General features: G+C 42.0%; 12 protein-coding genes and 7 tRNA genes. 13 read left to right on the forward strand and 6 right to left on the reverse strand.

Annotation, left to right across the window (positions count from 1 at the left end):
* The first annotated feature begins 2 nt into the window (after positions 1-2).
* A complete protein-coding gene (gene speB, locus LY624_RS06400) occupies positions 3-926 on the forward strand; it encodes an agmatinase (RefSeq protein WP_119852051.1) in 924 nt (307 codons plus the stop codon).
* A 57-nt stretch (positions 927-983) separates the two neighbouring features.
* Here the strand turns inward: speB and LY624_RS06405 are convergent, their stop codons facing one another.
* Positions 984-2,570: a LysM peptidoglycan-binding domain-containing protein gene (locus LY624_RS06405; RefSeq protein WP_341804126.1), complete on the reverse strand. Its 1,587-nt coding sequence runs from the start codon at positions 2,568-2,570 to the stop codon at positions 984-986.
* Positions 2,571-2,717: 147 nt separating this feature from the next.
* Entirely contained in the window at positions 2,718-3,491 is a 774-nt protein-coding gene (gene gloB / locus LY624_RS06410) for a hydroxyacylglutathione hydrolase (RefSeq protein WP_130151371.1), read from the reverse strand.
* Positions 3,492-3,544: 53 nt separating this feature from the next.
* Here gloB and LY624_RS06415 point away from each other — a divergent pair, with 53 nt between their 5' ends.
* Positions 3,545-4,303, forward strand: a complete 759-nt coding sequence (locus LY624_RS06415) for a class I SAM-dependent methyltransferase (protein ID WP_130151372.1) — start codon at positions 3,545-3,547, stop codon at positions 4,301-4,303.
* Here LY624_RS06415 and LY624_RS06420 read toward each other — a convergent pair.
* A complete protein-coding gene (locus tag LY624_RS06420) occupies positions 4,274-5,137 on the reverse strand; it encodes an MBL fold metallo-hydrolase (protein WP_341804127.1) in 864 nt (287 codons plus the stop codon). The two genes, LY624_RS06415 and LY624_RS06420, sit on opposite strands and share 30 nt — an antisense overlap.
* 90 nt (positions 5,138-5,227) lie before the next feature.
* Positions 5,228-5,695, reverse strand: coding sequence for a ribonuclease HI (gene rnhA / locus LY624_RS06425; RefSeq protein ID WP_341804128.1), 468 nt, complete (start codon positions 5,693-5,695; stop codon positions 5,228-5,230).
* 68 nt (positions 5,696-5,763) lie between these two features.
* On the opposite strand from rnhA, the gene dnaQ reads away from it, so the two are divergent.
* The 9 genes from dnaQ (at position 5,764) to LY624_RS06470 (ending at position 8,711) form a co-directional block, all read left to right on the forward strand.
* Positions 5,764-6,474, forward strand: a complete 711-nt coding sequence (gene dnaQ / locus LY624_RS06430) for a DNA polymerase III subunit epsilon (RefSeq protein WP_130151375.1) — start codon at positions 5,764-5,766, stop codon at positions 6,472-6,474.
* A gap of 9 nt (positions 6,475-6,483) precedes the next feature.
* Positions 6,484-7,857, forward strand: coding sequence for a TIGR03503 family protein (locus tag LY624_RS06435; RefSeq protein ID WP_130151376.1), 1,374 nt, complete (start codon positions 6,484-6,486; stop codon positions 7,855-7,857).
* 98 nt (positions 7,858-7,955) lie between these two features.
* A tRNA-Asp gene (locus LY624_RS06440) sits at positions 7,956-8,032 on the forward strand.
* Between the two features lie 27 nt (positions 8,033-8,059).
* A tRNA-Asp gene (locus LY624_RS06445) sits at positions 8,060-8,136 on the forward strand.
* Between the two features lie 41 nt (positions 8,137-8,177).
* Positions 8,178-8,254 (forward strand) — tRNA-Asp (locus LY624_RS06450).
* Between the two features lie 31 nt (positions 8,255-8,285).
* Positions 8,286-8,362, forward strand: a tRNA-Asp gene (locus LY624_RS06455).
* A 37-nt stretch (positions 8,363-8,399) separates the two neighbouring features.
* A tRNA-Asp gene (locus LY624_RS06460) sits at positions 8,400-8,476 on the forward strand.
* A gap of 31 nt (positions 8,477-8,507) precedes the next feature.
* Positions 8,508-8,584 (forward strand) — tRNA-Asp (locus LY624_RS06465).
* A gap of 50 nt (positions 8,585-8,634) precedes the next feature.
* Positions 8,635-8,711 (forward strand) — tRNA-Asp (locus LY624_RS06470).
* Positions 8,712-9,205: 494 nt separating this feature from the next.
* Here LY624_RS06470 and LY624_RS06475 read toward each other — a convergent pair.
* Positions 9,206-9,670 (reverse strand): sel1 repeat family protein, encoded by a 465-nt coding sequence (locus LY624_RS06475; RefSeq protein ID WP_341804129.1) that lies wholly within the window; start codon positions 9,668-9,670, stop codon positions 9,206-9,208.
* 121 nt (positions 9,671-9,791) lie between these two features.
* On the opposite strand from LY624_RS06475, the gene LY624_RS06480 reads away from it, so the two are divergent.
* Complete coding sequence (locus LY624_RS06480) at positions 9,792-11,084, forward strand: solute carrier family 23 protein (protein WP_165381494.1); 1,293 nt, start codon at positions 9,792-9,794, stop codon at positions 11,082-11,084.
* A 39-nt stretch (positions 11,085-11,123) separates the two neighbouring features.
* Here the strand turns inward: LY624_RS06480 and LY624_RS06485 are convergent, their stop codons facing one another.
* Positions 11,124-11,882 (reverse strand): hypothetical protein, encoded by a 759-nt coding sequence (locus tag LY624_RS06485; protein ID WP_130151378.1) that lies wholly within the window; start codon positions 11,880-11,882, stop codon positions 11,124-11,126.
* A 320-nt stretch (positions 11,883-12,202) separates the two neighbouring features.
* Between LY624_RS06485 and cysB the strand changes: the two genes are divergently transcribed.
* Entirely contained in the window at positions 12,203-13,180 is a 978-nt protein-coding gene (cysB, locus tag LY624_RS06490) for an HTH-type transcriptional regulator CysB (RefSeq protein ID WP_062570695.1), read from the forward strand.
* Positions 13,181-13,214: the final 34 nt, after the last annotated feature.

Consider the following 13,214-nt stretch of genomic DNA (forward strand, 5'->3'; position numbering starts at 1 on the left):
CAATGTCGACATTGTTTGACCACACAGATCATTCATTATATTCAAACGGCATGACGTTTTTACGTCAGCCGATGGTGCAAAACATCACTGCAATCGATGCCGATGTGGTGGTGTTAGGTTTACCATTTGACTTGGCAACCTCAGGGCGCCCAGGTGCACGTTTAGGGCCAGATGCAATTCGCCGTGCCTCAGTGCACCTAGCATGGGAAGAAACCAAGTACCCGTGGACGTTCCCGTTGTTCGAGCGTTTAAAGTTAGCGGATGCAGGTGATTTTACTTACCCAGTAGGCGACCCAGAGTATTTTACCGCGCAATTAGAATTAGCGGCTGAGCAAATTCTTCGCCAAGGTAAAACATTATTGGGTTTAGGTGGCGACCACTTTGTGACTTTGCCACTACTACGTGCCCATGCTAAGCAACACGGTAAGATGGCATTAGTTCATTTTGATGCCCATACAGATACTTATAGCAATGGCTCACGTTATGATCACGGTACCATGTTTTATCATGCGCCGATGGAAGGATTGATTGATGTTGAGCACAGCATTCAAATCGGTATTCGTACTGACTTTGATCAGAGTAAGCATGAGTTTGCAGTGATTGATGCGATGGCAGCCAATGATTTGCCAGCACAAGATATCGCAGAGCAAATCAAAGCACGCGTGGGTGACTTACCTGTGTACTTAACCTTTGATATTGACTGCCTTGATCCAGCATTCGCGCCAGGGACAGGCACCCCAGTGTGTGGTGGCTTAACTAGCGATAAAGTACTTAAAGTACTTCGTGCATTGAAAGGGATTAATATGGTCGGTATGGATGTGGTTGAAGTATCACCATCCTATGACCAAAGCGAGTTAACAGCGATTGCAGCAGCGACCATTGCCAATGAGTTACTACATTTGTGGGCTTTGAAGCACAAATACTAAATGAGAGAGACAAAGAGCGCCATTAGGCGCTCTTTTTTTTGATATTAGATGAAGCAATTAAGCGCTTCGTACATCAACCTTTAACTTAAGTTTTTGCCCAGGTTGAATGTATTTTTGCCCTGCTAATGAGTTCCACTTAACAATATCTTCTACAGACACATTAAACTTGGCAGCAATTCGTGCTAATGAATCACCACGACGCACTTTATAAGTAATGGTGCGCTCTTTGCTTTGTGTAGCAGCAAGTTGTGACTTTTCTTGTTTATATACTGTGAGTTTTTGACCAACACGCAGTACTGAATCTTTTTTCAGTTTATTCCATGTTGCAAGCTCTGCAATGGTCACATCATACTCACGGCTGATATCCCACAGTGTATCGCCACTGGCGACTTTATGACTCAGCTTTTTACGTGTTGCTTTATTCGCTGCCATACGTACTGATTTTGGTAAATGCTGGCTATTGATTTCACCGTCACTGAGTGGCACAAGTAACTGCTGACCAACACGAATAGTATTTGATGAAAGCTTATTCAGCGTTTTTATCGCGCTTGCGCTCGTTGAAAACTTTTTCGCTATCACTGATAAGCTATCACCACGGGCAACCACATATTGCTGCCAACGTAGGCGATCTTTTTGCTCTGTTTTTGCTAGTTTCTCAGTAAAAGACTCAACTTTATCAGAGGGTAATAATAAAAAATGCGGACCGTTTGGATCCGTTGCCCAGCGATTAAAGCCTGGGTTTAAGCGGTAAAGCTCAGTTAAGCTAATATCAGCCATATCAGCGGCAAGTGCTAAATCAATTTGGCTACCGATATTAACGGCTTCAACTACTTGCGCGTTGATAATCGGTTGCCATTTCACACCAAATTCGTCACTGCGTTTTACAAGATCAGACAGAGCCAATAGCTTTGGTACATACGAAGTGGTTTCTCGTGGCAGGTCTAATGACCAAAAATCGGTAGGTAAGTGTTTTTTGCGGTTCTTTTTAATCGCACGCAGTAAACGACCTTCACCTGAGTTATAGGCGGCAATAGCATTTAACCAATCACCTTCCAAGGTCTTGTGTAAATATGATAAGTAATCAAGCGCTGCACGCGTCGATTGCACAATGTCACGGCGACCGTCGTACCACCAGTTTTGTTTTAAATCGAAACGCTCACCGGTTTGTGGCATAAATTGCCAGATACCAGAGGCACTGCGGTGTGAATAACCAAAGGGGTCAAAGGCACTTTCAACAATGGGTAAAAGCGCTATTTCAATTGGCATTTCACGCTTTTCAACTTCTTCGACAATGAAGTAAAGGTATGGCTCTGCGCGTTTTGCGATGCGGTCAAGGTATGCTTGATGACGTGCATAGTAATTACGCTCAGCAACTACGGGACGGTTTTGTGGCACATCAATAGATAGCTGATAACGAATACGTTCCCATACATCGTCAAAAACTGGTGGTGGCGCATCAATATCAGTTAACTGTTGGTATTGTGCGTTGATCATCAATGCATCATTGACATCACTTGGACTGGCACCACCCAGTTGCTGCTCAACATCATTATTAGCAATGTTAGGTTGTGCAGTATCAGAAGTTGTTAGTTGACAACCACTTAAAGCCAGCGCGAGTGTAAAAACTAGAGGAGATCTATACATATATACCCATACATCAGGTAAAAAAACTCGGCGAATATTACCTGCTCTGAGAACATATTGCCACTTTATGACCAGTTTATGTCAGCTTATTGTTGCAAGATGCTGATCTAAATCTACAAAATTGTAACTGAAGTCATGCTTGTTTTTTTAAAAATTATCTTTCCAAGCCCTGAGACCTGCAAAGCGTTGCCAAGGTTCATCAAGATTCAAATTATTTTTTAGCTCATTGGGAAGTTCATCAGTGATATTAGGCAAGTGGCTACGTAAGAATGGGTTTATTTGCTTTTCTACACTTAACTTAGTTGGTAAGCTTATTTCATTATTAGCACGCAGTGTATCGACTTTCTCACTGTAATTGGCTAAGTATTCATTCGTTGGCTCAACCGCCTTAGCAAAGGCCAGGTTTGCTTGTGTGTATTCGTGCGTGCAGTAGATTTTACACTCATCCGGCAGGGCTCTTAATTTACATAAAGAGTGCCACATTTGCTCGGCACTACCTTCAAATAACCGCCCACAACCTGCACTAAACAGCGTATCGCCAGTAAAACTTAGCTCATCATGTAAGTAACAAATGTGATCCAGAGTATGGCCAGGAGTTGCAAGTACGGTAAAGGTGTAATTATATACGGTGACTTTATCTGCTTCTAACACACCATGATTAATGCCTTTGAACGGACTGTGCTTAGGACCATAAACGGGAATAGTTGGGAATGTTTTTACCAGCGCAGCCACGCCGTCAGTGTGGTCATAATGGTGGTGGGTAATTAAAATCCCCGCGAGTGTTAAGTTATGCTCGCTTAGGTAGTTTAATACGGGCTCAGCTTGACCTGGGTCAACCACCCATGCTGTTTGTTCACTTTCATTTGTGATACACCAAATATAATTATCAGAAAAGGCTTTAATTGCTTTGACTTGCACCATGTTTAATTGCTCTATAAAGTGACAGTTAAGATACAGTATAACGAGCTCAGAAAATGAAACCAGCCCTTAGTTTTCAAGAAGGTCCTAAGCCATACTCATGGCAACAGTTCCCTCATGGTGACTATTTACGTGCTGAAATAGAGCGTAAGTTAGTTCCATGGTTGCCACGCATGTTCGGTTATCACATGTTAAAGCTTGGTAATTTAAGTGGTGAAATAGCAACCAGTGAAAGTCCTATTAAGCATCAAGTTTGCGTCGCAGAGCAGGGGTTATTTACCGGTGTAATTGCGGATGTCGATGAGTTACCTTTTTATGAGCACAGTGTTGATGCTTGCATATTATCGCATTGCTTAGAATATCATTCAGATCCGCACCATATCTTACGTGAGGCGCATCGTACTTTGATCCCCGGTGGCTATATTGTGATTACAGGCTTTAACCCGTTTAGCTTGTGTGGGTTGGCGCAGTTACTACCTTTTAGTCGCCAAAAGCTCCCTTGGACAGGGCGCTTTTTTACACCATCTCGTGTAAAAGATTGGTTGAATCTTTTAGGTTTTGAAATTATTTCCGATGAGCGTTTTATCCATTCATCGCTTGCCAGAGGCAACCGCTTATCGCGCTTTGCAGCGTGGAGACGTTTTGGCCAACAATACTTAAAACCTATGGGAAGTGTGTATATTTTAGTGGCACGAAAACGGGTTGCTCCGCTTACACCAATTAAACCTAAGTGGCATGCAAGGCCCCAATTTTCGCCAGTAAAAGGAGCGGGGCTCAGACAAACATCAAAGCAGCACTGTGAGCGGGATAGCTAAATAATGCTGCTTACTATCCGTTTTGCTTGGATACTGACCTGCACGAATATTTAATTGAATAGAGGGGTGCAGCAGCTTTGGTACAGCTAAAGTTGCATCTCGACCTTCACGAGTCGCAATAAAGCTTTGTTTATCCCCTTTTAAATGAATGTTTTGCTCACGCTGTTCTTTCACTGTGGTGTTGTTCGCAAGAGGGCGACCGTCTGGTTGGTAGTCATGACACATCCAAAGTAGGGTATCGTCAGGTAAGGCTAAAATTCGTTGTAATGAATCATATAGCTCTTGCGCACTGCCGCCAGGGAAGTCGCAGCGGGCTGTACCGCTGTCTGGCATAAAGAAGGTGTCACCGACAAATGCATTGCCATCAATGTGATAACACACGCTGTCAGGCGTGTGGCCAGGCGTGGCAATCACATCAACCGTGTATTCACCTAACTGAAATTGTGTTTTATTAGCAAATAAGGCATCAAAAGGTTCACCATTGCATGGCATATCAAGATTATAAAGTTGACTAAAGTGCTTTTGAACCAGTGTGATCCCTTCGCCAGTGCCGAGCTTGCATGGGTGAGTATCTTGTAATTGCTGCTTGATATAACTTGCCGCAGTGATATGGTCAGCATGGGCATGAGTTTCAAGTAGCCATTGTAATGTCAGCTGCTCAGTCTTTATGTAGCTTATGATCTCATTGGCTGTGGTAAAACTTAACTCACCACTTGGCATATCAAAATCAGCAGGCGCATCAATTAGTAAGCAATCTTTAGTGTGTTCACAACTGACTAAGTAACAGAGAGTGGCGCTTTGTTGATGAAAGAAAGAGTGAATGCGCAGAGCCATAAAAAGTCCTTAGTTATACTTTATAGCTAAATCTTATATCATATAACAAAAATATAAAACGGCTTGCGCTAAGTTTATTTCAAGGGACTTTTAATTACCGTCGTAACCTGTGTCTTCAAGTAAATCATTGCTGCCAGCTGCTTCACGAGCAAGATCGTCAACAATCTCATTATACTTATTGCCGCTATGACCTTTTACCCAGCGCCATTCTACGCTGTGTTGTTGGCAGGCAGCATCAAGTCGTTTCCATAAATCGACATTTTTAACAGGTTTTTTTGCTGCGGTTTTCCAGCCGCGTTTTTTCCAATTTTCGACCCATGATTCAATACCTTGTTTTACATATTGGCTATCGGTGGTCAGAATGACATGACAAGGGCGGGTGAGAGTTTCAAGTGCGACTATGGCTGCGAGCATTTCCATCCGATTATTGGTTGTTAAGGTATAGCCTTGACTTAATAGCTTCTCGTGGCCGTTGTATCGCATCACGATGCCATACCCTCCAGGCCCTGGATTTCCTAAACATGATCCATCGGTGTAAATCTCTACGGTTTTCTGCACTGTTTTACCTTGATATTGTGTACAATAAAGTGAATAAAGAAAGATACCAGAGTCAGGCTTAAGACGATATGGCACATAGACAAATAGTTTTAGATACAGAAACCACGGGTATTGACCCAAAGCAAGGCCACCGCATCATTGAGATCGGTTGTGTTGAACTTGTAAATCGCCGTCTTACTGGCAATAACTTTCATGTGTATATCAATCCGCAACGTGAAATAGAAGAAGAAGCAATAGACGTACATGGTATCACCAATGAATTTTTGCGTGATAAACCTTTGTACCACCAAATTGCCCATGAGTTTTTAGAGTATATTCGCGGCGCTGAACTTGTTATTCATAACGCAGCGTTCGATATCGGCCATATGGACAATGAGTTTGCATTGTTAAATCAAGGTTTTCCAAATACTGCCGATGTATGTAGTGTGCTGGATACTTTGAAAATGGCGCGTGACTTGCACCCAGGTCAAAAGAATAACCTTGATGCACTTTGTCGTCGTTATGATATTGATAACTCAAAACGTACCTTACACGGCGCATTACTGGATTCTGAGATCCTAGCGGATGTTTACTTAGCAATGACAGGGGGTCAAGTTAAGTTAAACTTAAATCAGAATAAAGATGAAGGTTCTGAGCAACAAACTGGGGGGATTCGACGCTTAAGTGCTGACAGAGCCCCTTTAGTTGTATTAAGAGCTACAGAGCAAGAACATGCCGCTCATGAAGAACGTTTAGACTTGGTCGCTAAAGGCGGTGAGTGTTTATGGCGGGCAGAATAAGGTAATAAAATGAAAAAATTATTTCTAGCGGGATTGCTATGTACGTTGCCCTTAATGGGTATATGTGCGGAACAAGATAAAATAACGCCATTGGAGCGAGATGGGATTCAAAATGAGATCCCCCTGCTAGAAAATCGTTTTCGCATTGATCACAAAGTCGAAAAAATTACCTTACTCTTCTTTCGTGAAAGAGGAACCCCCGCGGTTGTATTAGTTAGACCCGATGGTAGCAAGTACCATGTGACCGAGTCATTGAACAATGATGATTTGGATTGGCATGATGAGATGACCTATGACCTAATCACCATAGCAAATCCAATGCCTGGGCCTTGGCAGGTTGTTGGCAGTATTTTACCTGATAGTCGGATTATTGTGATGGGGGAAATTGAGTTAAGCGTGGATCCACTTCCCCCTGTATTATTTCGTGGTGAAACAATAAAACTAACAGGGCGTGTACTCAACGATGGCGAGCCAATAGAAGTCGGGCAATTTAGAGATGTTATTAGCTTACATGTCGACTTTGTAAGTACAAATAATAGTGACTATGCTAACTTTGGAGCGGGGACGCAAAGTATAACCGACTTTAAAGATGATGGGCGGGGCTTTGATGAGCGGCCTCTTGATGGCGTCTTTACGGGTGAATTTCAGTTATCCTTTCCGGCTGGAGAATGGCAACCAGAACTTTATATAGAAACACCTATCCTTAAACGCACTGTAGTACAGAAACCTATTGTTATTCATGAACCGCCATTTAGTTACGAGATGACACTGGCTGAGCATGAAGCAGATGACCATTTGCTCACTATAACTCTTAATCCTGAGGTGATTAAACCTGAAACGGTATTAGTCCAAGGGAAAATCTATTACCCAAATAATGAAGAGCAGATGTTTTCTATGGATGCGAAGGCATCTCAGACACGTCAGCTCGCTATTAAAAATTATGACTGGGGGCGATACAGTGTTGAGTTGTCAGTATTTGGTAGCAATATAAATGATCGAGAATTTATGGCTACATTGCCCACCTATAAATTTGAGATTGATAGGCCAATCGAAGTTGTACCTGAAATTGTTCGCCCTGAAATTGATTTAGAAGCGCAAGCAGAGCAACAACGAATCCTCGAAGAAGAGCAAAGAGCATCAACGATGTTAATGATAACGTTAATTGTTGTTGGAAATTTAACCGTCTTGTTGTTAGGCTGGCTAGCAATTCGAGTTTTTGTACAAAAGAAACCGCTTAAATTTAAATTTTCTTTGCCATTTTTAAAGAAAAAAAACCAAACGAGTAATGACGAACAGACAGCCGGTGAAAAAGAAGTTGGCAAAAATGGCTCAAAAAATGATAAATCAGGTGAAATTTTAAACCTTTCGATGTCAGATGACTAAAAAACCTGTAAAAAAACAAAAAAGCCCTTGACGAACTACAGGGTGATTCGTATTATTCACGCCGCTGTCAGGGGAGACTCTCTCAGCAACGAAAATGTGGAGTGGTAGTTCAGTTGGTTAGAATACCGGCCTGTCACGCCGGGGGTCGCGGGTTCGAGTCCCGTCCACTCCGCCAATTTTCGACAATTTGTAAGTATGTGCTGGAGTGGTAGTTCAGTTGGTTAGAATACCGGCCTGTCACGCCGGGGGTCGCGGGTTCGAGTCCCGTCCACTCCGCCAATTACTTACACAACTTATGGTTGTAAAACATTTTCCTTTGCGGAGTGGTAGTTCAGTTGGTTAGAATACCGGCCTGTCACGCCGGGGGTCGCGGGTTCGAGTCCCGTCCACTCCGCCAATAGGAAAAATAAATAGCATTTAGATACTGCGGAGTGGTAGTTCAGTTGGTTAGAATACCGGCCTGTCACGCCGGGGGTCGCGGGTTCGAGTCCCGTCCACTCCGCCACTATTTAAACGCTATTTTATTACAAAATTTGTATCGCGGAGTGGTAGTTCAGTTGGTTAGAATACCGGCCTGTCACGCCGGGGGTCGCGGGTTCGAGTCCCGTCCACTCCGCCAACAAATTAAGTAATAACAATGATATCTCTGCGGAGTGGTAGTTCAGTTGGTTAGAATACCGGCCTGTCACGCCGGGGGTCGCGGGTTCGAGTCCCGTCCACTCCGCCATTTGATATCATAAACAAATTAAGTGCATTACCCCATGCACATACCACTGCGGAGTGGTAGTTCAGTTGGTTAGAATACCGGCCTGTCACGCCGGGGGTCGCGGGTTCGAGTCCCGTCCACTCCGCCATTTGTTTTCCTCAAGCAGATGATTAAATAAATCTTTACGTTACACCTTACAATTTCCTTATACTGACAACGTATCTCGTATCTCGTATCTCGTATCTCGTATCTCGTATCTCGTATCTCGTATCTCGTATCTCGTATCTCGTATCTCGTATCTCGTATCTCGTATCTCGTATCTCGTATCTCGTATCTCGTATATCTATTTCTATGTTGCCGTGCTGTTAAGTGCGCTAGGTTGTGCCATGTTTTATTTAGGGCATCAAGAACAGCTATTCAATACAATGTTCTATGAGTACAAATCATATGATGTAGTGAAATGTGATGAACTGGATGGCATTTGTATAGTCATACTTCAAAAACACCTATTATCAAGCCCCATAAAGGCCATGTGTGGCTTGAGTTTATCGGTGTCTTATTGGTTGTAATTGGTGCTGGCCTCATCATATTTGAGAGTAAACTGACAAGACAGCATTAATGTGTTGTAGAAGCTGACGCCTGTTAAATGGCGTCAGGTTCTCGGGGAATCAAATGAGCAAACTGTTGCTGGTGGATCTGTTCATATAGGGTAGCTGCATAGCTTTGTGCATCATGTAAGCGGCGTGTGCTAATGTGCTTACGCAAATCGTTAAGTGCCGCTGTTGCTGGTTCATAGCCTTGGCTACTTGCCAGAGTTAACCATACTGCACCGTGAAAAACGCTATGGGGCACACCTTGCCCTTTAATAAAAAATAGCCCCATATAAAATTGCGCTCTTTGATTCGCTGCCATCGCTGCAAGGCGCATCCATTTGGCTGCTAAAGGGGGCTGATCATTTTTTAAGTAATACAAAGCTTTATTTAGTACATTTTCAACAGAGTCTGTACTTTTTGCTGGCTCCCCACCAGTGTCTGGTTGGGTTATGAAGGCAAGTACATTATCGAGTTGTTGTTCTAAATCTAAGCCTACAGGTGTTTTATCAGACATAGTTTAGTTATTTTCTTGAAATAAAAGACCTTATTAGTTTAGAACATTGCAAGGTAAAATGTCCTCTAATTAAGTTAAAATATGATAAAATTAGCCAATTAATCTTAACTTAAAGTTCAACATGTTCGACAGACTCTTCAAATTAAACGATAACGACACCACTATTCGCCGCGAGACCATTGCGGGTATTACCACTTTCATCACCATGGTCTACATCGTATTTGTAAATCCTGCGATGTTAGCTGAAGCGGGTATGGATCAAGGTGCAGCCTTTGTTGCTACGTGTATTGCTGCTGCGATTGGCTGTTTTATTATGGGATTATGGGCTAATTATCCTTTAGCTCTTGCACCAGGGATGGGTCTGAATGCATTTTTCACCTATGGTGTTGTGCTAGGAATGGGCTATAGCTGGCAAGCTGCGCTAGGTGCTGTTTTTATGTCAGGCTGTATTTTCCTGTTCTTAAGTTTATTCAAAGTCCGTGAGTGGATTATTGATGCGATTCCTTTAGTTTTAAAGCGTGCAATTGCAACGGGCATTGGGGCATTTTTAGCACTTATTGCTTTGAAGAATGCGGGCATTATCGTGGCAAGTCCTGCAACACTTGTACAGTTAGGGGATATAACGGCTCCAGGGCCTTTACTCGCTATTTTTAGCTTTTTTGTAATTGCGGCTCTTTTATATCGCGATATGAAAAGCGGTGTACTTATCAGTATTTTATTAGTCACTGCCATTGCGTTAGGTTTAGATTTAGTTGAATACCAAGGTGTTATGTCTTTGCCTCCATCGATCGCACCGACCTTTATGCAACTTGATTTCGCCGCCGCGTTTGAAATATCAATGTTAACGGTTGTCTTTGCGTTTTTGTTTGTAGATTTGTTTGATACATCGGGCACGCTTGTCGCTGTAACGCAAAAAGCAGGCCTTGCCGATGAACATGGTAAAATGCCACGTTTAGGCCGCGCATTAAGTGCAGATAGCACCGCAACTATTGCAGGCTCAATGCTAGGTACATCAACGACCACGTCTTATATTGAATCGGTTTCAGGTGTCTCTGTTGGTGGTCGTACGGGGTTAACTGCGGTTGTTGTGGGTATTTGCTTCTTATTAATGATGTTCTTCGCACCGCTTGCTGCGATGATCCCTGCCTATGCAACAGCAGGAGCGATTTTATATGTTGCAGTGTTGATGATGCAAAATTTAAAGCTGGTTAATTGGGATGACATGACCGATGCGATCCCTGTCAGTGTTGTACTATTGATGACCCCATTAACTTTTTCTATCGCGCACGGTATTGCACTTGGTTTTATTTCGTATACTGCGGTGAAATTAGTATGTGGTAAAAAAGATGAGATCAGTGTGAGTGTATGGATTTTGACTGCATTGTTTATTATTAAGTTTGCATTCTTATCATAAAGTAAGACTTAATACCCAAAAGCCCAAAGAAAAAGTGGCTTACCACTTTTTCTTTGGTGCAAACAAAACATCTAAATCGTCTTGCTCTTGTTCTGCTTTTTTCTTCAGTGACGTTGCATTTGACGCTTTTAATTCAGTGCTAATTGTTTCTAAATAACCTTCCACTTCATTACGCTTTGCATTTGTGTATTCGTCGCTGTAACTAATTGAAGAGAGCGTCGCAAGGGCTTTTTCGAAATATTGTCTTGCAGAGCCAATCATGTTCGCTGAACGAGCGGAAATTCCTCGTTTGATTTGACTCTCTACGTTAATTCTCAGTTGCAGCTTTTCGAGGCGTTTATCTTCTGCAACAAATACTTGGCTATCAACTTTCCCTTTTCCATGCTCAGAGCGAAGTACAGAGCGTAATTTTTTTATACCTTGAATGAGTGATATTAGCTGTTTGTCATTATCTGGTAGCACTAATGACTCTGAGTTATTTCCATCAATTGGTGCACTTAATCGTTCTTTAGATTCATTAAGGCGGTTTTTTAATTCTTTTGAGGTAGGTGATAATTGCACCATTGATGCTAGAGCATCGTAGACTCGACGTTGAATAATACGCAAAAGATTTTCAGACATAGGAATATTTGTACTATTGATAAGTACATCTTCAGCTTCTTCAATAATCTTTTTTTGTTTGGCTAATTCTTTTCGGCGTTCAGCTTCTTGTTTTTCTTTATGCTGTTGAACCGCACTGACCCAAAGAGCAATGACAATCAAAGCAACAATGAGCATAATGATGATAGAAACGATCATAGCTAAATCTCAGTTTTCACTATCTAATTTTTTTATCTTACATTAAAAATATTACATCTGGGTAGTTTTGCGCATACTAATGTGTAATAAAGTTATAATAACTAGTTATTTTTTACTAACTCAAGACTAAGTTAGCATGTTTATTGAGTATTTTCAGATGAATCATCTCTATCGAGTTAACGTTGGATGTGTTAGCCTTAGACAGAATTGCTATAAAAAGTCAGATTGAAAACAAAAAAATTATAATGTGAGTAAATATTACTTGGCATCCTGCTTAGCAGCCTTTATAAATAAAGAATAACAACATTTACAATGCAGCCATGAAACTACAACAACTCAGATACATCGTCGAAGTCCAAAATCATAAACTGAATGTCTCAGCGACAGCTGAAAGCTTATTTACATCCCAGCCAGGGATCTCTAAACAGGTTCGTATGCTAGAAGACGAGCTTGGCGTACAGATTTTCGGTCGAAGTGGTAAGCATTTAACGCATGTCACTAGTGCAGGTCATGAGATAATTAATATTTCCCGCGAAATACTATCGAAGGTTGAGGGGATTAAAGCGGTTGCCAATGAACATACTTTGCCTGATCAAGGAAAGTTAAATATTGCGACTACGCATACGCAAGCACGTTATGCATTACCTAATGTTATTCAAGGCTTCATGAAAAAGTACCCTGCAGTGTCTTTGCACATGCATCAAGGTACGCCACAGCAGATTTCTGATGCAGCAGCACGAGGCGACGCTGATTTTGCCATTGCAACAGAAGCGCTTCATTTATATTCTGATTTAGTTATGTTGCCATGCTATCACTGGAATCGCAGTATTGTAGTGGCAAAAACACACCCTCTTGCGCAAAAAGCTGATAACCTTACGGTTGCTGATGTGGCTAAATACCCACTTATTACTTACGTATTTGGTTTTACTGGCCGCTCTGAATTAGATAAAGCTTTCAATGCTCATGGGCTTGAGCCACATATCGTATTTACTGCAACAGATGCTGATGTGATTAAAACCTATGTACGTTTAGGGTTAGGTGTAGGCGTTGTCGCATCGATGGCAATAGACCAAGTAACAGACACTGATTTAGTGTGCATTGACGCTAGCCACCTGTTTGAAGCCAGCACCACCAAGATTGGCTTTAGAAAAGGCAGTTTTTTACGCAGCTACATGTATGACTTTATCGAGCGTTTTGCACCACACTTAACGAAAGAACTCGTTGAGCGAGCAAGCTTATTACGTAACCAAGAAGATGTTGATAAGCTTTTCGAAAACATTGAGTTACCAGTAAAATAAACAATAAAAAAGCCGCTTTAGCGGCTTTTTTATT

Source organism: Pseudoalteromonas sp. N1230-9, from assembly GCF_032716425.1.
GTDB lineage: Bacteria > Pseudomonadota > Gammaproteobacteria > Enterobacterales > Alteromonadaceae > Pseudoalteromonas.